Below are 23,180 nucleotides of genomic sequence, written 5' to 3'. Positions count from 1 at the left end.
TAAGGTTGTACTTGGACATGGTCGTTCTCTCGTGTTATGGCACGCAGGGTTCGTACATTCACCTAAGCGCATGGGCGCTGCTTGATGGCTACCGGCGTCGGTGGTAATCACTGGGAATGATGGCGGTCATGCCTTCATACGCCCTCTTGCTTCCAAAAGCCGTATTTGTCCTTCAAATTATCGAGCAACAACTTGACCATGGCTTTTTCTGCTGGAGTGGGTTCTGCAACGGCCTCATTAGACAACGTGCTATGGCTTGTAAAATTCATGACCCTGCCCAGATAGAGCTGCTTGTCATCAGGCAAGAGCTCCGACCAATTGGGATACCCCAAAAAGCTGGAAGTTTTTTCGTAGAGATTGCGCAGCAAAGTGAAGTGATACCTTTCAACTTTGTTTTCAGCAATCGCCTGCTCTATCGTTTGCTTCAAATGTAGATGATAGGAAAAGCTTTTGTTAGAGTCGCCGGGCTTTTCAGTGAGAGCATAAGTTCCATCATCAAGATGCTCTAGCAAATAGCAGACCTTATTTTTCAACTCATTGAATAATACGTTGTAGAACAAAGGACTGTGCGTCGTAACGATAAACTTCAGGTCGGATCGACTGGATTTGATCAACCCTCCTAAGTTGACCGCCAATTCGATCAAATGGTTGTCATCAAGAGAGCTGACCGGATCATCAATAAAGACGTATTCCAGGCGATCAAACTGGTTGGTCTCCCGGCCTTCAGGCTCGGCGAAATTTAATATCGTGATTACTTGATCCAACAGGGCATAAAAGATACTCCATACGAAATTACTTTCTTCCCCCTTGGATATCTTGATATAGCCAGATCGTTCGTTGTCGCCACGTTCCAGAGAAAAGCTTACCTCTGTGAGGTCTTCACTAAAATGTGGCGTTAGTTTGTCATTTGCATAGCGCTGGAAATACTTGACGATGTTTCCGTCTTGACCCAAATCTTTAAGTAGCGCGAGCAACCAATCCGTGTATGAATTCGGTTGAATCTTCAGCTTGGGCTCTGCGTCTCCCGCCAAATCGTTATCCCAAAAGAACAAGTCTTCGGTAAACGCATTGTAATAAAGAATCTTGTTACGAGACAACTCAAGCTGATCTGCCTCACCAGCTCCGTCTCCACCATCGCCCTTCGGTGCAATTAGCTGCTTTAACTCACGCGACAGGCGTGTTTTGCCCGTACCGTTAAAGGCATAGATAAGCTGCACCTTGGGCACAGGTTTAGCCTCTTCTATCACCTTCGTCTTTTCAGGAACGGTTTTTTGAACCGTTTTAGGAGTGCTCAACTGTTGAGCTATTTCCGATAGCGTCTTGCCCATATTACGCCGCTACCTCTTCTGGCCTGGGGAAATTCAAAAGTATGTCGCGATAATACGCGTATTGTTTTTGGCGCAACGCAATTTCGCACGGCAAGCCTTTACTGACAGAGTTTGTCAACACGTATAATTTATCGAGGATAGCGACGATGCGGGCTTGTTCTGCAAGGGATTTATCAAAATCACCTGGATACGGAACAGGGATTTTAATCTTTGAAAATCCATTAATCAGCAATGTATTGACTTTGGTTCTGGCTATATATTTCGCCTTCTCGGCAACGAACGATGTCGCTTGCATGCAATAGGAAACAAACTTCGGATTCATTGAATGCCGAAAAGCATAGCAGTGGTCGTGAATAGCGACCTTTTCATCTCCGAGCCATGCCACTGCCTTACCAACATCTTCAACAGTCTCACCCACGTCAGTTATCACTACATCGCCCGGCTCTGCATAGCGCAGTGACCCAGCCATATTGTTTCTGACCTGAGAAAAAGCTCGTGTCGTAAAAACGCCGTAACGCGTGTATATTTCGCCGTAATGGATAACGCTGATTCCGTCTTCCACATAGTCAGCCTTGGTAAAACGCTTGCCACGAATAAACTCACCAACTTCGCACAGCGCCTTCCATTCTACATTCCTATTTTTAAAGCTCAACAGTTGGTCACGGTAATAGTTGTATTGCTTTTTTCGCGCGGTCAGCTCGGCGGTCAGCTCGGCGGTCAGTTCAGTAAAAGTATTCAGTATGCGAACGATTTCGGCCTGGATTTCAAGCGATTTCTTGGGGTTTTCTGGGCAAGGGATCGGGATTTTTTTGCATGCATAATTACTGATCCACTGGCGCTTGTGGTCGCCATCAACCAGTTCGCTTGGCAATGTGTTAAGCCAGAAATAAATATATTTAGTTAAACTCTTACCTTCGTCGCTTGAGGTAATCATCTTCATGGCCGATGATTTGGCTTTGAAATCAAAGTCCACCCATTTATTAGCGGTCGTAAAGTCATCAAAGATTATTACAGGGCTTTCAGAAGCCTTATAGATACCGTGAGCCTCGTCCGTGTAGCCGAGTACAAAGGTTTTTCCAGCAGTCAGAACGGGGGTTTCAAATTCGTCGCTGTAGTTCTTTGTTGCTACTAAATACTTAGTTGGTTGTTCATATTTCGTAACGTCACCAAGTGATAGCCACTCCACCACTACGCCATCCAGCAGCTTCTCCAAAAAGCTCACGCCGCTCATACCCCCAACTCCTCGCCTTCAATCTCCGCAACGATGGCATCAATCTCGGCCCGCAGTTGATCGATCCTAGCAACCGTGGTTTTCAGGTCGGCATTGAGCTGAGCGATATTCACCACGTCGCGGGTGTCCTTGGCATCGATATAGCTGCTAACGGACAGGTTGTAGTCGTTGGCTGCTACCTTCTCCAAAGGAACGGATTGGGCAAAGTGATCCACATTCGCCTTGCTGTCGAACACCTGCATGATCTGCTCGATATGCATGTCCAGCAGCACGTTGTTGTTGGTTTCTTTCTTGAGCAGACTGCTGGCGTCGATAAATTGAGTGGTGGTGTCCGTCTTGTGTTTGGACAGCACCAGAATATTCACAGCAATGGAGGTGCCATAAAACAGGTTGGAGGCGAGCGAAATCACGCTTTCCACATAGTTGTTGTCCACTAAGTATTGGCGGATCTTCTGCTCGGCTCCGCCCCGGTAGAAAATGCCGGGGAAGCAGACGATGGCAGCGCGACCTTTGGCCGAGAGGTAGCTGAGGGCGTGTAGCACAAAAGCAAAGTCGGCCTTGGACTTCGGCGCAAGCACGCCGGCCGGGGCAAAGCGGTCGTCGTTGATCAGGGTGGGGTCGTCCATGCCCTTCCACTTCACCGAGTAGGGCGGGTTGGAGACGATGGCATCGAAAGGTTTATCATCGCCGAAGTGTGGCTCGGCTAGGGTGTCGCCTAGCTGGATGTTGAATTTGTCGTAGTTGACGTTGTGAAGGAACATGTTCATCCGCGCCAGGTTATACGTGGTGTGGTTGAGTTCCTGACCGAAAAAACCGTCTTCGATGATGTGTTCATCAAAGTGCCTCTTGGCTTGCAGCAGCAGCGAGCCCGAGCCGCAAGCGGGATCGTAGATCTTGTTGATACTGGTTTGCTTGTGCATGGCGAGCTGGGCGATCAGCTTGGAGACCTGCTGCGGAGTGAAGAACTCACCGCCCGATTTGCCGGCATTGGCGGCGTAGTTGGAGATGAGGAATTCGTAAGCGTCGCCAAACAGGTCGATGTGGCTTTCGTCAAAGGTGCCAAAATCCAACCCGGCTACGCCTTTGAGCACGTCAGCGAGGCGCGCATTCTTGTCCTTGACGGTATTGCCCAAGCGGTTGCTGGTGGTGTCGAAGTCGGCAAACAGGCCTTTGATATCGCGTTCGGAGGGGTAGCCATTGGCGGACGCTTCAATGTCTTTAAAGATGTTAGCCAGGTCGGTGTTCAGGCTTTCGTTGGTATTGGCGCTGGCGACGACATTGGCAAACATCTGGCTGGGGTAGATGAAGTAACCCTTCGTCCTTATGGCATCGTCTTTGACTGCCGCGATATTCTTGTCGCCATTATCCATGGCTGCGTAATCGACTGACTCATCGCCGCCCGTCATGTAATCAGCGAAGTTTTCGCTGATGAAGCGGTAGAACAGGGTGCCGAGCACGTATTGCTTGAAGTCCCAGCCATCGACGGCGCCACGGACATCGTTGGCAATGGCCCATATCTGGCGCTGCAGAGCGGCGCGTTGTTGGGTGCTGGTCATGCGGTTTCCCTGTTAATTTTCTAGGATTTAGTCGTTTATTGGATGTCGTTAAGGCGCTTGCTGTGTGATCCGGAGCTGTGGAAGCAGCGCTGTCTATGCTGGTTTCAGCTCAAGCAGGTCGCCTACTTGACATTCAAACATTAGGCACAGTTTCTCAATGGCTTCCAGATCCACTTTCTGCGCTGTTTCTTTGTAGAGCAGGGTCACCGTGGCGCGGCTGAGCCCCGTTTCTCTGGCTACGTCAGCAATACGCATTTTGTGCTCGCCCATCATGCGGGCGAGATGGCAGCGGATCATGGCTGTGCCCCTGGAAATTGGTCTTCTCGTGAACCCCGAGGGTAACACGGTGGCTTTTCTTAGCGTGACATTTTGCTAGTCAAACTAAAATTTTGCAGCCAAAACTAACTTCTTATAGGCTTTGGGTTTGCCTGGAGACCAGCGCGAGATCGAGTCCAAGCAGGAGATCCGCTCCAGCCACTATTCGGCAAGCACCTTCGTGGGTTATCCCCTAAGCCAGCACGCTGAGGTAGGAAAACAACTCAAGCAGCGATAAATGCTTAAGCTGTTTTTCAGAGCGGGCAATCAGCTCATCAAAAGGCTTGAGTTGATCCAATAAACGGTCGCAAACACCGAAGAAAACTTGCCACTCATCCCCTGCGAGCAACGCACGCATGGCAAGCCAGAGCGGCGACTCCGTACGCTCAAACAGCTTCGCGTAGCGAATCGCCCTTCTGAGGGTTTCTGGGTTATGACTAGCGAGGTGTAACGGCAGCTCGACACTGACTGCTTTTTCGAAATGTAGCAACCGGCTCGCCCAGCTGGATGAATTGGCCGCAAAGCACAAACTGAAGCGACCGCAAGTCATAGTGCGGCTGATAACCGGTGAATTCGAAGCAGGGATACACCTTGATTATTAGCCAGCCCCCCCATGAGCCTCCTTTCGCTGATAGGTGACGCACTCACATCACCCGACACTGCCCTGACGCAACAGCATCAAAACTCTGTATTCCAACCAGTATCCCATGCAGTTTTCCTAACCTAAATATATTATTTATATCAGTAACTTACATGATTGGTTCAGATTACCCCGGCCATGTGTCTGGCTAGAAAGCCCAAAAAAGCCGTAACACATAGCAAAATCAAAGCCCTACGGCTTTGTTCTTACCCGCGTCTCCCCACCTAATCCCAGGACATCCCACAGTTGATAGGAACACAAAGCGCTCACCCGCTCACTAGCAAAGCAACGTTCCCCCCCACGCCCCTGAAAACCCACCAACTGCCGCAACACCAAGCCCCAGTACAAACCTCTACCCCCTAGTGCGCGTGCCCCCCACACTCGCAAGACCACCGCAAAACAGCCCCCGGTTCAAACCGGGGACATCGTTTACATTTCTCACCGCTCCCCCACCCCCAACAACCGCCCCCGCAACTCCGGATTACGTGTCCGAGGATCAAGCCATATAGCAAAAAACGCTTTAGCGAACGCAACATCCCTCACCACATGCTGAAGTCTCTTTCCAACATAAAACCGTGCGCCCTCTCCCGGCATATAAACGCCGGTGATCTGGTCACCCGCACGCACATCGACAAACGCTTGCAACATCTCCGCCTCCCAGCGGGCCATCAGTTCTGAATTCTGGGTGTTGGGCGACAGGCGACGGATTTCTTTGATGCTGGCCTCTACCAGGTCATCGCGACTGATAGCGCGACTGTAGGTCAGCTCCAGTGCAAAAGGCGCATCAGCATCCAGCGTTCCATCGGCAGTGGAGCGTGAGCTCCAGAATTGCGCGTTGTAAACGGCAAATCCGAATACGCGCATCTCCCCGTACCCCAGCCGACGAGCATTGGGAACAGCTTCGCGCCAATCAGCAAATAGTTCTGCGCTCTGGAGCATCAGAACAAAACAGATAGCCTGGCGGATTAAACGGCTCGTCTGCCTGGACATGCGAAGACCTCAATGTGACTCAATAAGCGTCCTTGAAAGTTATACCAAATACTTATTTTGTACAGTCAATACCTCAAACTCGATTGCCCCCACAAAAACGGAATTCACAGCGCAGGGCAGCCTCATCCGAGGCGTGCGTGAGAATTTCGCATCTGCACAAAAAGATTGTCGATTCATTGTCAGGTGATTTTTTTCAGCCTATCTTGATTAAAACCTATACAAGATACATTGCCAGGTATAAGTATTGGCTATGGATCGGCCCTCACGCACCGCATCGCCGCGAGAAACTTGAATGAACCCACTATTAGCCAGCCATTACCGTGAAATTCTCGTTGGCATCGGTGAAAACCCCGAGCGCGAGGGGCTGTTGGATACCCTCACCCGGCAGATTGCTGAAGCCATCGAGCAGATCACCGGTGCCGCCGGTGTGGCGGTGGTCATTGAAGCCAAGCACATGTGCATGATGATGCGCGGCGTAGAGAAGCAGAATTCGGTCATGACTTCGTCCGTCATGCTGGGCGTGTTCCGTGATAGTTCGACGACGCGGCAAGAGTTCCTGCAGCTCATCGGACGACGATAGCTCGAAACCTCCCCCTCATCAGCTGTGTACTTCAGGGAGTAAGTCAATGACCCGACTTCTGCTGTTACTGGTACTGGCGCTCAGCATCGCCAGCTGCGGCAGTGTGGATGTCGCCCGTTATGCCGATCAGCAACCGACATTGGATCTGGAGCGCTTTTTCAGCCAGCCCGTTAAAGCCTGGGGGATGTTTCAGAAGCGTAGCGGTGAGGTTGCCAAGCGTTTCGAGGTCAATATCGTCAGCTGGCGCGAGGGCAGCAACCTGATTCTCGACGAGCGCTTCCTGTACAGCGACGGCACCCGCCAGCGCCGCGTCTGGGTGCTCACGCCCACGGGCCAAGGGGGCTGGATCGGGCGTGCGGATGATGTGGTAGGCGTGGCTGACGGCCAAGTCGCTGGCAACACCTTGCACTGGCGTTATCGCCTGAACCTGCCGGTCGGCGACTCGACCTACGAAATGAGCATGGACGACTGGATGTACTTGATGGACGAGGACACGCTGATCAACCGCACCCGTATGTCCAAGTTCGGGGTCGAGGTCGGCCAGGTGACGTTGTTCTTCCGTCGCCAAGGCGCCGGAGCGGGCCAATGAGCCGCGCATGGACCATGACCTCCCTTGGCACGGCTTTTTGCGAACAGCTCAAACAGGACCCGTGCTGGACCTTGAACAGCCCGAAACGATTTGCCAGCGCCGCCGAACTGGCGCGCACTCGCCCGCAGGTCCGCTTGCTCAGTCTGCACCCGGGCACGGTTGTGTCGGGGTTGTCGCAGCCGTTCAGCGGAGCCGCCAATGCCCGTCCGGCAGACATCGCCGCGGCCCAATTGCTGACCGTGATTGACCAGTTGACGCCGGCCGACAGCGGCTATTTCTATTCCTACGATGGAGAACGCCTGCCCTGGTAGGCAAGGAGTGACGCATGAACCTGCAAACCCTCACCGAGCATGCGGCCAACAGAGCAATACGCGAGCTGGAACTGCTGTCACTCGAAGGTGGTTTTTACCTGGCAAGGATCCGCCTTGATCACGGCCAGTTCACCTTGCTGGATGATGCGGCCAAGCCGATGCACCTGCGTTCGATCACCCACCTGCGGGACTTGCTGCAGACCGTGCCGGCATTTCCTTGCGTGCTGGTGCAGCAATGCGTGCACGACGAAATGTGCGGCCGGGATACAGGGCCTGTCGAAGCGCTGCGTATTCCGTTTTCGCTCACCACGCCATTATGAGTTGCACAGCGCAGAGCTTCACTGGATGAACGTCAAGTTCCAGTGGTTCAGCCAGACTAGTCACACACAGCCTTCAACCCCAAAACAGTGGTCGGTGTACTACCAAGATGCGACTGCGTGGCAACCACCATATTGGCCCCAGCGTCACCCTCCAGATGGTAAGGCTTGCCATCACAGGCCTTGGCAGCCTTCTGGTTGATGTTCTCCAGCAACCCTTCGCGGGAGTTAAAGATGCTGCCGTGGCTGGTGATCATGTACTGGCCGGGGGCGATTTCGTTGACGCCGGTGAAGGTGCATCCCGTCAAGACCAGGGCAATGCATGCGGTTAACAGTGCGGCTTTCAAGGGTTCGAACTCCTGTAAGGACCTGGCGATTGCGCAGGCGCCGTGCATTGTCGAGCAATCGGCAGCCCCTGACCATAAGTGAACAGGCTTCAGCTAGCGCCTGACGAATCATCGTTTGTCCGCGCCATAGGCCTGAAATCTAATCCATCGCAAACAACTAACAATAACTGCGATGGAGCAGACCCACCCATGTCCCCTACCTTTTCTCTATTGGTTCTTGGCGCGTCAATCCTGTTGATTGTCGTGCTGATCGGAAAATGCCGTGTCCATCCGTTCCTGGCCCTGATCGCCGCCAGCCTGCTGGTGGGCGTCGGTACGGGAATGACGCCAACCGCCATTGTCTCGGCCTTTGAGAAGGGCATGGGCAGCACGCTCGGGTTCCTCGCCGGCATCATTGGGTTGGGCAGCATCCTCGGCAAGCTGCTGGAGGAGTCCGGCGGTGCCAAGCGCATCGCAACCACGCTCTTGAGAGCCCTGGGCGAAAAGAACGCCGCGTGGGCGATGATGCTGGTGGGCTTTATTGCCGGGATTCCGGTGTTCTTCGAGGTGGGATTTGTCCTGCTGATCCCGCTGATTTATGTCGTCGCCCGTCAGACCCGGATCAACCTGTTGTACCTGGGCGTACCGCTGGCGACCTCACTGATGGTGGTGCACTGCATCCTGCCGCCGCACCCCGCCGCCACGGCCATTACCGGCATGCTCAATGCCGATATCGGCAAGGTGATTCTCTACGGTTTGATCGTCGGCCTGCCCACGGCGGTGATTGCCGGGCCGATCTGGGTCAAGCTGACCTGCGCGCGGCAGGCGCCTGCCAGTCAGGCTCAGTTTCTGGCCGAGCGTGGCGAAGGGAATATCGACGACAGCCAAACGCCCAGCTTCGGGGTTGCGATGATCACCGTGCTGTTGCCCTTGGCCCTGATGGTGGGCAAAACCCTGACCACCCCGTTGCTGAGCAAAGGCTCGATGGCGTTTGAGTGGGTGTCCTTTATAGGCAACCCGCTGATTGCGCTCGTACTGTCGATTTGCTTTGCCTACTGGTCCCTGGGCCTGCGCCGTGGGCTGGGCATGGGCGACCTGCTTGACCTGACCCACCGCTGCTTCCCGCCGTTGGCCGGCATTTTGCTGGTGATCGGTGCCGGTGGCGCGTTCAACGACATGCTGGTCGGCAGCGGCATCGGCAAGGTGCTGGCAGACGTGCTGGGCCAGTCCAACATCAACCCGATCATCCTCGCGTGGTTGATCGCCGGCTTGATGCACTTCGCCGTCGGCTCGGCCACCGTCGCCATGATCAGCACCGCCGGCATGGTGCTGCCGATCCTCGGACAGAACCCGCAATACAGCCCCGAGATTCTGGTGATCGCCATCGGTGCCGGCGCCATCGGCTGGACCCACGTGACGGACTCGGCGTTCTGGGTCGTAAAAGAGTACCTGGGGATCTCCCTCTCCGAAGCCCTCAAGAAGTTCACTGGCGCCACTGTGCTCGCCTCGGTGGCGGCCCTGGTCTTTACCCTGATTCTTTCGCGGTTTGTATGATGAACCCCACCTCAAAGGCAGTTCCCATGATTCAAGGCAAAACCCTAGACGCCTGGTACGCAAGCCATCCCGTTATCCAGCCATTGGTCGCGCTGGAGCAGGTCAGCTGGTTCAACCCCGCGATCGCCCCAGCCGCTGTGGCGCTTGGGGATGTCGGCCTGACCCTGGCCGATGTAAAAGACGCCAGCGCACGCCTGCTGCGCTTCGCGCCCTATCTGGCCAAGGTGTTCCCGCAAACTGCAGCGGCGGGCGGCATTATCGAGTCGGCGATCCAGCCGCTGAAGACCTTGCAGCAAGCGCTTTTGAGCGAGGCCGCCCTGCCCGACAGCGGCGCGCTGTGGCTGAAAAAAGACAACGACTTGCCGATCTCGGGCTCGATCAAGGCCCGTGGCGGTATCCATGAGGTGCTCAAACATGCCGAAGACCTGGCCCTGCAGGCTGGTTTGATCACGCTCGACGACAACTACGAGACCTTGGCCAGCGAACGCGCACTGGGGTTTTTCAGCCAGTACAAAATCGCCGTGGGTTCCACCGGCAACCTTGGCCTGTCCATCGGCATCATGAGCGCCAAGCTGGGCTTCCAGGCAACGGTGCATATGTCATCGGATGCCCGCCAATGGAAGAAGGACAGACTGCGCGCCAGCGGCGTGACCGTGGTCGAGTACCCATCCGACTACAGCGTTGCCGTAGAAAACGGTCGCCTGCAGGCGCAAAACGATCCTGCCTGCTATTTCATCGACGATGAAAACTCGCCCCACCTGTTCCTCGGCTATGCCGTGGCCGCCGAGCGCCTGGCCCGGCAATTTGAAGTGGCAGGCGTGCTGGTGGACGCCGAGCATCCGCTGTTCGTGTACCTGCCCTGCGGTGTTGGCGGCGGCCCTGGCGGTGTGGCGTTTGGTTTGAAGCTGGCGTTTGGCGATGCCGTGCATTGTGTGTTTGCCGAACCCACCCACTCGCCGTGCATGCTGCTTGGTGTGTATACCGGGCTGCACGACCAGGTGAGTGTGCAGGACTTCGGCATCGACAATGTCACCGCCGCTGACGGCCTGGCCGTGGGCCGACCCTCGGGTTTCGTCGGGCGGGCGATGCAGCGCCTGATCGATGGTTACTACACCGTCACCGATGAAGAACTCTACCGCCTGATGTTCCTCGCCCACGAGCTTGAAGGGGTAAAACTCGAACCTTCGGCCCTGGCCGGCGCACCTGGCATTGTGCGGGTACTCAAGGACGCGCAGTATTTGCAGCGCATTGGCGTCACGCCAGCGCGTTTGGCCAATGCCACCCACTTGATCTGGGGAACCGGCGGCAGCATGGTCCCTACCGAGGAGTACGCCACTTACCTGGACAAGGGGCGTGCGCTGCAAACCACAACCCATCGTTGATCGCCGGCGGTCGACGCGAAGAGGGATAAACACATGGCAGTACCTGGCCTGAGCAAAGCGCCCAAACTTAACGGCGCCCACCTGTCCAACCTGCATACGTTCCTGGTCGCCGCCCGCCACTTAAGCTTTGCCCGCGCCGCTGACGAGCTGTGCCTGACCGCCAGCGCGGTCAGCCACCGGATCGCCCGCCTTGAGGAGGATCTGTCGCTCAAGCTGTTCCATCGCCTGCCCCGCAAGGTCGACCTGACCGATGACGGCGAGCGGATTTTCAAGGTCATGCAGCACACCATGGACACCCTGTCCGAGGCCGTGCAAGAACGTTCCGACAGCCAGATCGAAGGCCAGCTGTGCTTCTACGCAAGGCCTTCCGTCGCGCAATGCTGGCTGGTGCCCAGGCTGGCCGACTTCACCGCACGCTACCCTGGGATTCAACTGGATGTGCGGGTCGGCAACGAACCCATCGACTATCGCACCCGCCGCATCGACCTGGTGCTGTGCTACTCCAACGGCGAGCATCCGGGCCTGGAAAGTATCCGCCTGATGCCCGAGCGGATTGCCCCGGTGTGCAGCCCGCACTATGCCCAGGCCCATGGCCTGATGGGCCACCCGGAACGCTTGGCACAGTGCACGGTGCTGCACGATGTGGCGGCGTGGGACAACATCTCATTCGATGCAGAATGGCGTTTATGGCTGGATGCGGTGGGCGACAGCAGCCCATTGCCAGACCGCTTCATGACCTTTGACCGCTCCGACTTGAGCACCCTTGCGGCGATCAACCATGCGGGCGTGGCCATCGGTCGCGAACAACTGGTGCGCAAGCGCGTGCAGGATGGCGAGTTGGTGCTGCCCTTCGGCGGGTTCAGGGAGGCGGTCAACTACGGTTACTACCTGGTGCACCCCGCCCACCAAACCATGCCCAAACGACTCAAGGCGCTGATCGACTGGTTGGTGGAGCAAGCCCAGAGCTGATCGCAGCCTCTAAATGGCTCAAGGGTTGTGAGCGGGCTCTTGTGGAGAGGGGGCTTGTCCCTTCCCCACAAAACCCCTCACCACTACAGCCCCCTCCACTGCCCTATCACCACGATCAGACCATCAGAAATCCCAGCGCGTGGTCACCATCACATTGCGTGGGTCGCCGTAATACGCCGAGTCGTAGAAGCCGATGTTGGTGTAGTACGCCTTGTCGAACAGGTTGTTGACGTTCAACGTGGCCGACAGGTTTTCCGTCAATTGGTAGCGAGCCATCACGTCCACCAACCAGTAAGGGTCCTGGGTGAATTTCTCGCTCTGACGCGTGCCAGGGTTGTTGACGTTTTGCCAGCCTGCAGCCTGCCAACGCGCGCCACCACCCAGGGTGAGTTTGTCCAGGCGGCCTTGGAGTTTGTAGCTGGTGTAGAAGCTCAGTTGATCTTCCGGCTCCCAGGTGGCGACCTTTTTCTTGTCGTCATCACGGGCAATCTTGTGGGTGTAGCCGGCCTGCAGCTGCCAGCCGGGGCGCAGTTCACCGGAGATTTCCGCTTCGTAGCCCTTGGTTTGGGTTTTCGTGCCGATGTAGGAGTAGTCCACGCCCGGCTGGGAGTTGTAGGCGGTATCGGCAATCGGGCGATTCTCCTCATGGACCTCGAAGTAGGCCAGGCTGGCATTCAGGCGCCCGTCGAAGAATTCGCCCTTGAGGCCCAGTTCGTAGTTCTTGCCTTCGTTGGGATCAAGCATGGTGCGCGTACGGTCGCGATATTGGGTTTGCGGCTGGAAGATTTCGGTGTAGCTGGCGTAGGCCGTGAAGTTGTCGTTGAGGTCGTAGGTCAGGCCGGCGTAGGGCACGACTTTGCCGCTTTCCTGGGTGTCGCTGGTGCCGGTGACCTGGTAGTTGGCGATGCGCGTCCCCAACAGCAAGTGCAGGTCATCCATCAGGCTGAAACGGCCGGTGATGTAGCTGCCGGTCTGGCGCGTGGTTTCGTCATTGATCTTGGTCGGCTGGTTCCACAGCGGCTTGATGGCTTCGCCGTGCCACTTGTAGAAGTCGTAGGAATTGTCGAAATAAGTCGCGCTGCCGTAGTCCTTGCCTTTCCATTTGGAGATGGACAACGACTGGCCCACCACCAGTTGGTGCTCACGACCGAACAGTTCAAAGGGCCCGGATGCGTACACATCGAGGCTGTCACTGGTGGTCTCGCCGGTGTATTTACGCGCGAAGATCGAGCTGGCGCTCAGGGTGTCCTGAGAGATGTAGCCCAACGGCGCGTCGTAGCCATTGATCTGATGGTTGTACTGGCCCTTGGTGACCCAACCATTGTCGAAGTTGTGCTCCAGGGTGGCGAACAGGGTGCGGCTGTACTGCTCCCAACTGCTCCACTTCGGCCCGTTGTTGAACGAGCGCGGCAGGTCCAGCTTATTGCCGGCCGGATCGAAGATGGTGCGCGTACCGGTCCAGCTGGAGCCTTTGGGATCGCTGTCCTGGTAGTCGGCGCCCAGGGTCAGCAAGGTGTCGGGGTCGAGGTCGACTTCGAGGATGCCGTAGTAGACGCCGGTCTTGCGCGAATAGTGGTCGAGGAATGATTTTTTGTCCTGGTAGGCCGCCACAGCCCGGCCGCGCACGTTGCCGGTTTCAGTCAACGGGCCGCTGACGTCGATCTGCGAGCGGTAGTTATCCCAGGAGCCAGCGCCCAGTTCGATGCTGCTCTTGAACTCGGAAGTGGGCTTCTTGCGAATCAGGTTGATGGTGCCGCCCGGGCCACCCGCGCCGGTCAGCAGGCCGGTGGCGCCCTTGAGCACTTCAACGCGGTCATACAGGGCCATATCGGTCAGGGTCTGCCCCGCCGAGTACTGGGCGTCGCGCAGGGTGGGAATGCCGTCGTACTGGAAGTTGACGATGGAAAAACCACGGGAATAGTAGTTGGTACGTTCGGTGTCATAGGTCGACACGGTGATGCCGGGGGTGTGGCGCATCACGTCGTCGATGGCATTGAGGCCGAAGTCGTCCATCACCTGGCGCGTGACCACCGAGATCGATTGCGGCGTTTCCCGTGGGGTGAGCACCATGCGCGTGGCCGTGGCAATCGTCCCGGGGGTGTAGGAGCCAGTGCCTTCGGTGATCGAGCCCAACTGGTTGGCGCTGATCTGCGTAGCCTGCAATTGCACTTGCCCGTCGGCGGCCCGCGCCACCACGCGATAACTGCCCTGCTCGTACTCGGCCTGCATGCCCAGCGGTGCCAGCAGGCGCTCAAGCCCCTCGGCTACGGCAAAACTGCCGTGCAAGCCCTGGCTTTGCACACCCTTGGCCAGCGCCGAGTCGATGGCGATCATCACTCCTGCCTGATTGCCGAAAGCCCCCAGCACACGGTCCAGGCTACCGGCAGCAATGTCGTAGGACTGGCGCGGGGCTTGTTCGGTGGCAGGCTGCGAGGTGGCGGCCATGGCGGCGTGGCTGGCCGTTGCCACGGTTAAACCGACGATTATGGCGCGCAGGGCGCTGGCAAGCGGAGTGACGCGGCTGTGCATAAAGACTGTCCTGTGGTGAAAGGTTGGAGGGCGCTTTTATTCAGCGTCTTCCCTGTCTTGATGCACGAGATGGCAAATACTGCCGACCCAATGGGATTTTTTTTAACCTAGGCGGGGACCACTGTCGCCAGGTAGCCGAAGATCCGCTGCACGCGGACCGGCAATACCTTGGCCAGCAAATCCAGACTGGCGTCCGGCCGGTCGAGGGAGAACGAACCCGAGACTTGCAGGCCGGCGACGGCCGGGTCACAGCGCAGCACACCGCGCCGGTAGCGGTTGAGTTGCTCGATCACCTGGGCCAGGGGCATGCGCTCGGCAATCAGCAGGCCACGGGTCCAGGCATCGGCGGCGGGCAAGAGGGGTTGCGCCGGGCTGCTTTGGTGACGGTCAAACGTCAACTGCTGGCCGGTACCGATCGCGACTCGGGCGCCCTGCAACGGTTCGACCACTACACTGCCGGCCAGCATTTGCACCTGGGTCCCGTGCTGGCCCGCCAGGTCCTGGCTGATGATCAGCCGCGACAGCGCCGCCGGCCGTACGCAGCCATGGGCGGTCTTGATGCCGACGAAGGTATCCGCCGCCGTCGCCAACAGCAGGCGCCCCTGGTTCAGGGTCAATTGCGGGCCGCGTACATCCACGGCGGTCTGGGTATCGAGTTGCACTTCACCGGCACCGGCCAACCGCACTGGCCGCCGCTCGCCCGTGGTGGTGCGATAGTCACTGAACAACTGGGGCAGCAGTACCCGTTCACGCACGCTCAACCCCATGGCCGCCGCAATCCCCAGGCCGGCGAAGCCCTTGAGCAACGTGCGCCGCGACGTCAGGCTGCGGGCCCGCAACAACTGCCGGGCACTGGGGGCGGGCAACGCGCTGGTGCTGCTGCGCAGGTCGCGGCTCAAGCCGGCCAAGCGCTGCCAGGCCAGTTCATGCTGGGGGTTGGCATTGCGCCAGGCGGCACATGCCCGCTGCTCTGCCGCGCCACTGACACCCGATTGCAGGGTGACCATCCACATCAGTGCCTGATCCAGCACGTATTCATCCAACAACTGATCGTCGGCGGGCTGGAACATCGTCATGCCTGGTACACCGCCAGGTAGCAATGCCGATAGGCCTTGAGCATGGCCTTTTGCACAACATTCACGGTCAGGCCCAGTTGCTCGGCGATCTGTGGATAAGTCAGGCCGTCCAACTGCGACAGCAGGAAAACCTCCCGCACCCGGCTCCCCAGCCCGTCCAACACCTGCCCTACCGCATCCAGCGCTTCAAGCACCAGCAAGCGGGTTTCCGGGGATGGCGCGTGTTCCGGCTCAAGGATCGCCAGGGATTGTTCGTACGCCCGCTCCAGGGCCTGCCGGCGAAAATACTGGCCGCACAAACGGCTGGCCACCGTGTTCAGATAGGCCCGTGGTTCACGCAACGACGGCAATGGTCCACTGCTGAGAATGCGCACGAAGGTGTCCTGCGCCAGGTCCAGCGCCTGCTCCTGCCCACCCAGCTTGCGCCGTAGCAACTGCACCACCCAGCCGTGGTGCTGGGCGTAGAGTTCACCCACAGCGCGGTGGGTGGAAGAGTATGCGGCCATCGGTGAGATATCCAGATTGACAACTGACGGGAGTCGCACATGGTAATACTTCTCATTAGAGACAAGTAGAAGTTTATACTCCCCGCTGTTTTATCTGACCAAAAGGCAAGCCAGGGGACGATGGACCACGCTTGCACACCGTTTTTATGCAGGGAAGCCATTTGAATTGAGTAAAAAACCTATCCTCTCGCAGCTGCTCGTCGGCACTGCTCTGCTACTTTTTGCGGTCACGATTGTGAACTGGCTGTTCCATATCGACCTGGTGGTGTACTTCAATGCGCTGACCGTAAAGATCTACCAAGTGAGCTCGACCGCGTTTGCCGTGGCGGGGTTTGCGTTGATGGTGTGGCGCAGGAACCCTCGCCTCAAATACACCCCGCTCCACTGGCTGAAGGTCGCGGGCGGCACGTGTGTCCTGTCGTTGCTGCTGGGCGTGGTGGTGTTGTCCTATCTGACTTACTGGTCGAGCACCATTCCGGTCAGCTACGTCGCCACCTACGAATATGCCGCCCACGGCAAACGCAGTTGCACCGGTGCAACGGTCTACGATCAAGAGGTGGCGAAGAAAATCAGGGTTTGCCACCCCGGCGCGCTCAGGGATGGCGGTGAAATACGGGTCGAAAAACTCAGCGGCCCAATGGGGATCGTCGTGCAACAAGGGCATCTCCTCTGACAAAGTCCCCTGTGGCGAGCGGGCTTGCCCCGCGCTGGGCTGCGAAGCGGCCCCAAAACCAGCCTCCGCGGTGTGTCTGTTACGGCGCATTCGGTTTATTGGGGCTGCTTCGCAGCCCAACGCGGGGCAAGCCCGCTCGCCACAAAAGCCCTATCTGCTGGGGTTTATGGGGCTAGGCCAGCGCCCGGCGCCCACCATGAATCACCCCATGCACCAGCAACCCCGCCACCAGCCCCCAGAACGCGCCGCCAATCCCCAGTAACGTGACATTGGCCGCCGTCGCCAAAAAGGTGATCAACGCCGTTTCCCGGGTGCGGGTATCGGCCATTGCATTGGCCAGGCTTGAACCAATGGCGCCGAGCAGCGCCAGGCCCGCCAAGGTGGTGATGAATGCGCGCGGCAGGACCATGAACAAGGTCGCCAACGTCACGCCAAACACCCCGACGAGGATATACAACGCCCCACACACCAACCCCGCGATGTAGCGTTTGGACGGGTCCTGATGGGTATCGCGCCCGGTGCAGATCGCCGCCGTGATTGCCGCGACGTTGAACGCATGAGCCCCGAACGGCGCCATCAGCAAAGAGCCCAGGCCCGTGACGGTGATGATCGGATTGGCGCTGGTCTTGAACCCGTCGTTGCGCAGCACCAGCATGCCGGGGATGTATTGCCCGGTCAGGGTGATTACGAACAACGGCAAGGCCACGCCAAAAAACGCCGCGATGGAAAAATGCGGCATTTCAAACACCGGTGCCGCCAGTTGCAGCTCAAGGCTGTGCAAGTCGAGCCGCTGCTGGGCGAGCAGCAGCCCCAGGCCAATCAACAGAATCCCGACCATCGCATAACGTGAGGTAAAGCGGCGCAGCACCGCGTAGGCCACCACCAACACGATCACCAACAGCGGGTCTGCACTGGCCCCACCAAACGCCGCCACGCCAAACTGCAGGAGAATCCCCGCCAGCAAACCCGCGGCAATGCCACCGGGGATCAGCCGCACCAAGCGCTCAAACGCACCGCTCAGGCCCAGCACGATAAAGCCGATGGCGCACATCACATAGGCGCCAATCACCTCGGCATAGGGAGTAAACGGCATGACCGTCGCCAGAAAAGCCACACCCGGCGTCGACCACGCCGTGATGATCGGCTCGCGGTAGCGGTAGCTCAACCACGCACCGGTCACGCCCACGCCGATACTCACCGACCACACCCATGAAGCCGTTTGCGCCGCACTCAACTGCGCCAGGTGCGCGGCCTGGAACACCAGGACAAAAGTGCCGGCGTAATTGACGATGACGGAAATCAGCGCACTGATGCTCGGTGACAGGTAATCGGCGAGGCGCAGGCGTGGGGCGGGTCGGTTCATGGCGCATTCCTTTTGTTAAGGCCGCAAAGGCTAACAAGCACCGGACCGTCCTTTCAGTCCACTTCGCCACCTTGCACCAGACCACCCTTGAGCGCCTTGGCCAACTGCCGGCTGGCGCCGTCGATTTCACCGGGCGTCAGCGCCGAGAACCCCAGCAGCCAACCGCCCCTCGCCGGCGGCTGGGCGTAGAGCCGAGTCAGGCCTGGCAATTGGATACCCACCCGCGCCGCCTGGCGAATGGTCTCCAGCTCCGACCACCCCTCATGCAACACACACGGTAACTGCAAGCCCCCGGGCGGCAAGCTGGCGGTGACCACATGGCTCAAGTGACGCTCAACCGCTTCGGCCATCGCATCCCGGCGCTCGCCGTAGATTTTGCGCATCGCGCGTATATGGCTGCCGAAATGCCCATCGTTCATGAAGCGCGCCAGGGTCAACTGGGCGATTTGCGGGGTGTGGCCGTCGAGGATGCTGCGGGCGTAGGTCATGGGTTTGACCAACTCCCGGGGCAGCACCATAAAGCCCATGCGCAAGCCGGGGTACAGCGACTTACTGAAAGTGCCGAGGTAGAGCGTGCGCTGGTAGTTGTCCAGGCCCTGCACACAGGCGGTCGGCAAGCCTTCGTAATGAAACTGGCTGTCGTAGTCGTCCTCGATGATCCAGCCTTGGCGTTGCTCGGCCCAGGCGATCAGGTCCAGGCGCCGTTCCAACGCCAGGGTCGCGCCTGTGGGGTATTGATGGGACGGCGTGACATAGACCGCATTGGCGCCGCTGCGGTCGGCGCGCAAGGCGTCGATGCACAGGCCTTTGGCGTCCACCGCCACCGGTACCACCTTGAGCTGGGCCATTTCAAACGCCTTGCGGGCGCCGAAGTAACCGGGGTCTTCCATCAGGATCGGCTGGCCGCTGTCGACCAGCACCTGCGCGCACAAGTACAGGGCCTGACGCGTACTGGACAGCACCAGCACCTGATCCGGCGTGACCCGCGCACCGCGTTCCAGGTTCAGGTAGTCGGCGATGGCCTGGCGCAGGGGTTCAGCACCTTGCGGGTCGCCGTGCAACAGCAGGTTCGGGCGGTAGTCCTTCAATGCTTGGCGGTGCAGGCGCTCCCAGATGTCCACGGGGAAGGTGCGCGTTTCCGGCAGCCCCGTGGCAAACGCCTTGACCACCTGCTGGTCGCTGACGCCGCCGCTGGCGAGGATCTGCGCGCCCCTGGCACTCAGCGCCGGGGCCTGGTTTGGCATCAGCGGCTGGCGCTTGCGCGCACCCCGCAGGCTCGGCCCGATCTTCTCGGAGACGAAACTGCCCGAGCCTTCGCGCCGGCTCAGGTAACCGTCCAGTTGCAGTTGGACGTAGGCCATTTCTACGGTATCCCGGGAAATGCCCAGTGACTTGCACAGTGTGCGGGTCGCAGGCAAGCGGCTGCCTGGCGCGAGGACGCCCTCGAGGATCAATTGGCGCAGCACGCGTTGCACCCGCACCCGCAAATCCAGCGAGGCCAGCTTGGGGTCCGTCAGGCGGATCTTCAGCGTGTCCAGTTCCAGGTTGTGGGTCATTGACTTGGCCAAGGGCTAAAAAACCATGCATCTTTGTGCGAAGCCGCCGATATGTCCACGACCAATATCGGCGAGCCGTATGGGCGGGGCTTTACAGGGCCATCCGGTACTCGATGCAACCTGAGTCTTCGGCGATCCAGTTGTAGAGTTTTTGCGCGCGCTTATTAGTCTGCTGGGTATGCCAGTACAAACGTGCACAGCCGTGATACTGCGCATAGCGCTGGACCCATTCGATCAGCAACTTGCCGGTACCGCCACCGCGTACCGTGGGGGCCACGTACAGGTCTTCGAGGTAGCAAAAGTCAGCCACCGCCCAGGTCGAACGATGCAACAGCGCATGCACCAGCCCCACCACCTCATCGCCCTGTACCGCTACCGCGCAGGCCATGGTTTGATCGGCATCGAGCAAGCGGCTGAAGGCCGTGCGGGTCGTGGTCTCATCCAGGGTCACTTGATAAAAGTCCTGGTAGGCCAGCCACAGTTGCAGCCATTGCTCATAGTCCTCGGCTTGCACGGCTCTGACCACGATGGCCTGTGGATCGTTACTCATCGCTTTCTCCTGTAGGGGAACCCGTTCCGGAGTGGATCGGGACCTGGCAATGGTAGGTTCCCGAGGCGGCGGCAAACCGACCACTTCCAGGCCACCGGGCAGGCCAATCCACAACCGGATGTACGTTCACAATTGGTTAAGGATTGCCTTCGTATACTCCAACGCTGCCCCCCTCCCATCCGGTAACCCACTCCATGACACGCCCTGCCACGCTGTTGCTGCTGCTTGCCGGTTTGCTGTTCTTCGTTGCCCTGGGCAATCACCAGTTGCAAGGCTCCACCGAAGCCCGGGTGGCGGGAATTGCCATGGCCATGCACCTGGACAATGACTGGGTGGTGCCGCGGCTGTTCGGTGAGCCATTCCTGGAAAAACCACCCCTGAGCCTGTGGCTGGATGCCGGGGCGATTCGCCTGTTTGGCGCCAGCACCGGCGCGGTACGGCTGGCCTCGGCGTTTGCCGGGTTGTTCAGCGTGATGCTGCTGTACGGCATGCTGCGCCGGTTCGGGCGGCCCACGTCGCTGGCGTTTTGCGCAGCGCTGATACTGGCGACCATGGCCAGTTACTGGAGCAACGTGCGCGGCGTGGGTGAAGATGCGCTGCTCAGCCTCGGCGTAACCCTGGCCCTGCTGGCGTTCTACCAGGCCATGCGCCCCGAGTCCCGGCACAGCGCCAACGTCGGCAGTTGGCTGCTGTTTACCCTGGGGATGATGATCGCCACGCTGAGCAAAGGCGTGTTGGGCCTGGCGATGCCGGGCATTGTGATATTCGCCTACCTGGCCTGCACCAGCCTGATGGACAAACGCTTGCAACTCGGCCAATGGCTAAAACCGGGCGCCTTCACGGTGCTCGCACTGGTGCCGCTGTTGATCTGGCTGGGCTTCCTGTATCAACGCGGCGGCCTGCAAGCAGTCGGTGAGGTGTTATGGACCAACAGCGTCGGGCGTTTCAGCGGTTCCTTCGTCGAAGCCGGGCATTACGAGCCCATCTACTACTACCTCGCCAAATTGCCCGAAGCCTTTTTGCCATGGAACATCCTGGTGTACCTGGGCCTGTGGCACTTTCGCAAAAGCCTGGCGAGCAATCGTTACCTGCTGTTTTTCAGCCTGTGGCTGGTGGCGCAATTTACCCTGCTGACCTTCGCGTCGAGCAAACGCATTGTGTATCTGATGGCCCTGACACCGGCGGCAGCGGTCCTCGCGGCCGAGTATGGCGCGGTCCTGCTCAGCCGCCTGCCGGCCTATCGTCGTGGATTGATCAGTGGCGTGTTTAGCGTGGTGATTGCCTGCTACCTGGGCGCCGCTATCTGGTATGCGCCAAAGGCCGACCGGCGTGAATCCTTCGTCCCCCTGACCCGCCAAATCCAGGCATTACAAGCCCAAGGCCACACGGTGGTGCTGTACCAGCCCAACGAGCGCGTGGCCGGCGCCACCGTGTTTTACACCCAGAGCAACTTGCCGATCCTGCACACAGAGGCACAACTGCGTACCTATCTGGATGCCAGGCCGGGCAACCTGGCGTTGCTGGACCGTATCGAGCAACTGACCATCCCGGTCACCGCCCTCAAGCAGATCACCGTGGGCAGTCGCCCCTACTCCTTTGTCGAACAGTAAGGCCTACCAGAGCGCCAGGTCGTACGTGAGATAAACCCGGTAGTTATCACGGTCACTGGCATAGGTAGAACGGTAAGTGGCCTTGCGCAACTCCACGCCCAGGCCTTTGAAGGTGCTGTCCTGGATCACGTAGCGCAGGTTGGTATCGGACTCCCACTCGCGGGCTTCACGGCCCTTGAAGTCGCCGTTCTGGCCCTTGTAGTAACGGGTCATGAAACTCAAGCCCGGCAGCACCGCAGCCAAGTCGTAGTCATAGCGCAGCATCCAGGTTTGCTCACCAGCCTGGATGAATTTGCCGACCCCGGCGTTGCTGAACGAGTACACCGTCGACACGCTGGCATAGGGCAGCGCGGTGTCGCCGCTGACTTTCTGGTAGCCCACGCCCAATGCCTGCCGACCCAGGCGGTAAGTGAACAGGCCGCTGAACATGTCGCTGTCGACCTCGCCGTTACGCGCCTCGCCCGCTTCGTTGCTGATGAAGTAGCGCAGGTCGCTGGTCAGGCTGCCCGGCCCCAACGGCTGCTTATGCACCAGCCCAAGGAATTGTTGGCGATAGAATTCGCGCATTTCGCCGTAGTACCAAGTGCCACTGAGAGTAGGCGTGAAAGCATAGGTGGCACCGGCGAAATCGAAGTCAGTGCCCTTTTTGCCGCTGTAGCCCTGTGGATAAATATCCACGCTGTCGGTGGAGTTACGCAGCTTGAATTGGTCCAGGTGCCCACTGTGCAGGTACAGGTTGCGGATGCCGGTGTATTCGATCTGCGTGCCGCGAAACGTCTGCGGCAGCAAGCGACCGTCGTTGTGTACCAGCACCGGGATCTTCGGCAGCAACGTGCCCGTTTTCAGCACGGTAGCGCCGATGCGCATTTTTGCGGTCACGCCCAGGCTTGAGAATTCATTGGCGGCGCGCCCGTCATCGTGGACCGGCAACAAGCCGGTACCGGCGTGGGTGCGGCTGGAGTCGAGCTTGATCCCCGACAGCCCCAGGGCGTCCAGGCCAAATCCTACGGTGCCTTCGGTGTAGCCCGATTGCAGGTTGAGCAAAAAGCCTTGCGCCCACTCCTTGCGGTCCTCGCCACCGTCGCGATAACCGTCGTTGAAATAGTAATTGCGCAGGGTCAATTTTCCATGGGAGTCCTCCCAGAAACCCTGGGCCATCAGCGCCGGCGACACACTCGCCAGTAAGCCTGCGGTGACGACGCCGCCCTTCGTGAAAAGCTCACGCATCA

Annotated in this window: 22 protein-coding genes and 1 pseudogene; 9 read left to right on the top strand and 14 right to left on the bottom strand. The window is 58.6% G+C overall.

All coding sequences use genetic code 11. From position 1 onward, the window contains the following. Positions 1-134 precede the first annotated feature (134 nt). The 6 genes from GDV60_RS04490 to GDV60_RS04465 form a co-directional block, all read right to left on the bottom strand. Positions 135-1,328 (bottom strand): AAA family ATPase, encoded by a 1,194-nt coding sequence (locus GDV60_RS04490; RefSeq protein ID WP_159906436.1) that lies wholly within the window; start codon positions 1,326-1,328, stop codon positions 135-137. A gap of 1 nt (position 1,329) precedes the next feature. Further along, positions 1,330-2,559, bottom strand: a complete 1,230-nt coding sequence (locus tag GDV60_RS04485; protein ID WP_159906434.1) for a restriction endonuclease subunit S — start codon at positions 2,557-2,559, stop codon at positions 1,330-1,332. Further along, entirely contained in the window at positions 2,556-4,115 is a 1,560-nt protein-coding gene (locus GDV60_RS04480; protein ID WP_159906432.1) for a type I restriction-modification system subunit M, read from the bottom strand. Before GDV60_RS04480 ends, GDV60_RS04485 begins: the two co-directional genes overlap by 4 nt. 93 nt (positions 4,116-4,208) lie before the next feature. Beyond that, positions 4,209-4,412 (bottom strand): helix-turn-helix transcriptional regulator, encoded by a 204-nt coding sequence (locus GDV60_RS04475; protein WP_159906430.1) that lies wholly within the window; start codon positions 4,410-4,412, stop codon positions 4,209-4,211. Between the two features lie 211 nt (positions 4,413-4,623). Beyond that, positions 4,624-4,980 (bottom strand): hypothetical protein, encoded by a 357-nt coding sequence (locus tag GDV60_RS04470; RefSeq protein ID WP_256679356.1) that lies wholly within the window; start codon positions 4,978-4,980, stop codon positions 4,624-4,626. Between the two features lie 528 nt (positions 4,981-5,508). Further along, positions 5,509-6,060 carry a chalcone isomerase family protein gene (locus GDV60_RS04465; RefSeq protein ID WP_104911553.1) on the bottom strand — a complete coding sequence of 184 codons (552 nt, stop codon included), beginning with the start codon at positions 6,058-6,060 and terminating at the stop codon, positions 5,509-5,511. 292 nt (positions 6,061-6,352) lie between these two features. On the opposite strand from GDV60_RS04465, the gene GDV60_RS04460 reads away from it, so the two are divergent. From GDV60_RS04460 to GDV60_RS04445, 4 genes and pseudogenes are all read left to right on the top strand, one after another. Then, positions 6,353-6,640, top strand: a complete 288-nt coding sequence (locus GDV60_RS04460; RefSeq protein ID WP_104911552.1) for a GTP cyclohydrolase I — start codon at positions 6,353-6,355, stop codon at positions 6,638-6,640. A gap of 46 nt (positions 6,641-6,686) precedes the next feature. Beyond that, positions 6,687-7,229, top strand: coding sequence for a DUF3833 domain-containing protein (locus GDV60_RS04455; RefSeq protein WP_104911551.1), 543 nt, complete (start codon positions 6,687-6,689; stop codon positions 7,227-7,229). A 95-nt stretch (positions 7,230-7,324) separates the two neighbouring features. Continuing rightward, positions 7,325-7,540 (top strand): annotated as a pseudogene (locus GDV60_RS04450) (short-chain dehydrogenase); the annotation flags it as partial. A 14-nt stretch (positions 7,541-7,554) separates the two neighbouring features. Then, the gene (locus tag GDV60_RS04445) at positions 7,555-7,860 is read left to right on the top strand and encodes a DUF6482 family protein (RefSeq protein WP_159906428.1); all 306 of its coding nucleotides are present in this window, start codon (positions 7,555-7,557) and stop codon (positions 7,858-7,860) included. A gap of 56 nt (positions 7,861-7,916) precedes the next feature. On the opposite strand, the gene GDV60_RS04440 is transcribed toward GDV60_RS04445, so the two are convergent. Next, positions 7,917-8,204, bottom strand: coding sequence for a hypothetical protein (locus GDV60_RS04440; RefSeq protein WP_070994398.1), 288 nt, complete (start codon positions 8,202-8,204; stop codon positions 7,917-7,919). A 189-nt stretch (positions 8,205-8,393) separates the two neighbouring features. On the opposite strand from GDV60_RS04440, the gene GDV60_RS04435 reads away from it, so the two are divergent. Genes GDV60_RS04435 through dsdC form a run of 3 tightly spaced genes read left to right on the top strand, consistent with a single transcriptional unit; the run spans position 8,394 to position 12,088 of the window. Then, entirely contained in the window at positions 8,394-9,737 is a 1,344-nt protein-coding gene (locus GDV60_RS04435) for a gluconate:H+ symporter (protein ID WP_159906426.1), read from the top strand. A gap of 26 nt (positions 9,738-9,763) precedes the next feature. After that, on the top strand, positions 9,764-11,119 hold the full coding sequence (locus tag GDV60_RS04430) for a D-serine ammonia-lyase (RefSeq protein WP_159906424.1): 1,356 nt from the start codon (positions 9,764-9,766) through the stop codon (positions 11,117-11,119). Positions 11,120-11,152: 33 nt separating this feature from the next. After that, complete coding sequence (dsdC, locus tag GDV60_RS04425) at positions 11,153-12,088, top strand: DNA-binding transcriptional regulator DsdC (protein ID WP_159906422.1); 936 nt, start codon at positions 11,153-11,155, stop codon at positions 12,086-12,088. 123 nt (positions 12,089-12,211) lie between these two features. Here the strand turns inward: dsdC and GDV60_RS04420 are convergent, their stop codons facing one another. The 3 genes from GDV60_RS04420 to GDV60_RS04410 all read right to left on the bottom strand — a co-directional run bounded on the left by GDV60_RS04420 (position 12,212) and on the right by GDV60_RS04410 (position 16,199). After that, positions 12,212-14,617: a TonB-dependent siderophore receptor gene (locus GDV60_RS04420; RefSeq protein WP_159906420.1), complete on the bottom strand. Its 2,406-nt coding sequence runs from the start codon at positions 14,615-14,617 to the stop codon at positions 12,212-12,214. Between the two features lie 107 nt (positions 14,618-14,724). Continuing rightward, complete coding sequence (locus GDV60_RS04415; protein ID WP_159906418.1) at positions 14,725-15,693, bottom strand: DUF4880 domain-containing protein; 969 nt, start codon at positions 15,691-15,693, stop codon at positions 14,725-14,727. After that, positions 15,690-16,199, bottom strand: coding sequence for a sigma-70 family RNA polymerase sigma factor (locus tag GDV60_RS04410; protein ID WP_159906416.1), 510 nt, complete (start codon positions 16,197-16,199; stop codon positions 15,690-15,692). Before GDV60_RS04410 ends, GDV60_RS04415 begins: the two co-directional genes overlap by 4 nt. 166 nt (positions 16,200-16,365) lie before the next feature. Here GDV60_RS04410 and GDV60_RS04405 point away from each other — a divergent pair, with 166 nt between their 5' ends. Further along, entirely contained in the window at positions 16,366-16,872 is a 507-nt protein-coding gene (locus GDV60_RS04405) for a hypothetical protein (protein ID WP_159906414.1), read from the top strand. Between the two features lie 172 nt (positions 16,873-17,044). On the opposite strand, the gene GDV60_RS04400 is transcribed toward GDV60_RS04405, so the two are convergent. The 3 genes from GDV60_RS04400 to GDV60_RS04390 all read right to left on the bottom strand — a co-directional run bounded on the left by GDV60_RS04400 (position 17,045) and on the right by GDV60_RS04390 (position 20,341). Beyond that, on the bottom strand, positions 17,045-18,235 hold the full coding sequence (locus GDV60_RS04400) for a benzoate/H(+) symporter BenE family transporter (protein WP_070994406.1): 1,191 nt from the start codon (positions 18,233-18,235) through the stop codon (positions 17,045-17,047). Positions 18,236-18,288: 53 nt separating this feature from the next. Beyond that, positions 18,289-19,791 carry a PLP-dependent aminotransferase family protein gene (locus tag GDV60_RS04395; RefSeq protein WP_159906412.1) on the bottom strand — a complete coding sequence of 501 codons (1,503 nt, stop codon included), beginning with the start codon at positions 19,789-19,791 and terminating at the stop codon, positions 18,289-18,291. A gap of 91 nt (positions 19,792-19,882) precedes the next feature. Continuing rightward, entirely contained in the window at positions 19,883-20,341 is a 459-nt protein-coding gene (locus GDV60_RS04390) for a GNAT family N-acetyltransferase (protein ID WP_029299880.1), read from the bottom strand. Positions 20,342-20,535: 194 nt separating this feature from the next. On the opposite strand from GDV60_RS04390, the gene GDV60_RS04385 reads away from it, so the two are divergent. Continuing rightward, complete coding sequence (locus tag GDV60_RS04385) at positions 20,536-21,951, top strand: glycosyltransferase family 39 protein (RefSeq protein WP_159906410.1); 1,416 nt, start codon at positions 20,536-20,538, stop codon at positions 21,949-21,951. Between the two features lie 3 nt (positions 21,952-21,954). Here the strand turns inward: GDV60_RS04385 and GDV60_RS04380 are convergent, their stop codons facing one another. Further along, positions 21,955-23,178, bottom strand: coding sequence for an OprD family porin (locus GDV60_RS04380; RefSeq protein ID WP_159906409.1), 1,224 nt, complete (start codon positions 23,176-23,178; stop codon positions 21,955-21,957). Positions 23,179-23,180: the final 2 nt, after the last annotated feature.

The sequence above is a fragment of the Pseudomonas sp. DTU12.1 genome, from assembly GCF_009873475.1.
Taxonomy (GTDB): Bacteria; Pseudomonadota; Gammaproteobacteria; order Pseudomonadales; family Pseudomonadaceae; genus Aquipseudomonas; species Aquipseudomonas proteolytica.
This window is presented reverse-complemented; position numbering and strand designations above follow the sequence as displayed.

Bases quoted from the DNA above. Each gene is read 5' to 3' on its own strand.
- dsdC (WP_159906422.1), top strand. From the start codon at position 11,153: ATGGCAGTACCTGGCCTGAGCAAAGCGCCCAAACTTAACGGCGCCCAC.
- GDV60_RS04410 (WP_159906416.1), bottom strand. From the start codon at position 16,199: ATGGCCGCATACTCTTCCACCCACCGCGCTGTGGGTGAACTCTACGCC.
- GDV60_RS04430 (WP_159906424.1), top strand. From the start codon at position 9,764: ATGATTCAAGGCAAAACCCTAGACGCCTGGTACGCAAGCCATCCCGTT.
- GDV60_RS04455 (WP_104911551.1), top strand. From the start codon at position 6,687: ATGACCCGACTTCTGCTGTTACTGGTACTGGCGCTCAGCATCGCCAGC.
- GDV60_RS04385 (WP_159906410.1), top strand. From the start codon at position 20,536: ATGACACGCCCTGCCACGCTGTTGCTGCTGCTTGCCGGTTTGCTGTTC.
- GDV60_RS04485 (WP_159906434.1), bottom strand. From the start codon at position 2,559: ATGAGCGGCGTGAGCTTTTTGGAGAAGCTGCTGGATGGCGTAGTGGTG.
- GDV60_RS04400 (WP_070994406.1), bottom strand. From the start codon at position 18,235: ATGAACCGACCCGCCCCACGCCTGCGCCTCGCCGATTACCTGTCACCG.
- GDV60_RS04380 (WP_159906409.1), bottom strand. From the start codon at position 23,178: ATGCGTGAGCTTTTCACGAAGGGCGGCGTCGTCACCGCAGGCTTACTG.
- GDV60_RS04490 (WP_159906436.1), bottom strand. From the start codon at position 1,328: ATGGGCAAGACGCTATCGGAAATAGCTCAACAGTTGAGCACTCCTAAA.
- GDV60_RS04465 (WP_104911553.1), bottom strand. From the start codon at position 6,060: ATGTCCAGGCAGACGAGCCGTTTAATCCGCCAGGCTATCTGTTTTGTT.
- GDV60_RS04390 (WP_029299880.1), bottom strand. From the start codon at position 20,341: ATGAGTAACGATCCACAGGCCATCGTGGTCAGAGCCGTGCAAGCCGAG.
- GDV60_RS04480 (WP_159906432.1), bottom strand. From the start codon at position 4,115: ATGACCAGCACCCAACAACGCGCCGCTCTGCAGCGCCAGATATGGGCC.
- GDV60_RS04420 (WP_159906420.1), bottom strand. From the start codon at position 14,617: ATGCACAGCCGCGTCACTCCGCTTGCCAGCGCCCTGCGCGCCATAATC.
- GDV60_RS04445 (WP_159906428.1), top strand. From the start codon at position 7,555: ATGAACCTGCAAACCCTCACCGAGCATGCGGCCAACAGAGCAATACGC.
- GDV60_RS04395 (WP_159906412.1), bottom strand. From the start codon at position 19,791: ATGACCCACAACCTGGAACTGGACACGCTGAAGATCCGCCTGACGGAC.
- GDV60_RS04435 (WP_159906426.1), top strand. From the start codon at position 8,394: ATGTCCCCTACCTTTTCTCTATTGGTTCTTGGCGCGTCAATCCTGTTG.
- GDV60_RS04460 (WP_104911552.1), top strand. From the start codon at position 6,353: ATGAACCCACTATTAGCCAGCCATTACCGTGAAATTCTCGTTGGCATC.
- GDV60_RS04475 (WP_159906430.1), bottom strand. From the start codon at position 4,412: ATGATCCGCTGCCATCTCGCCCGCATGATGGGCGAGCACAAAATGCGT.
- GDV60_RS04470 (WP_256679356.1), bottom strand. From the start codon at position 4,980: ATGACTTGCGGTCGCTTCAGTTTGTGCTTTGCGGCCAATTCATCCAGC.
- GDV60_RS04415 (WP_159906418.1), bottom strand. From the start codon at position 15,693: ATGACGATGTTCCAGCCCGCCGACGATCAGTTGTTGGATGAATACGTG.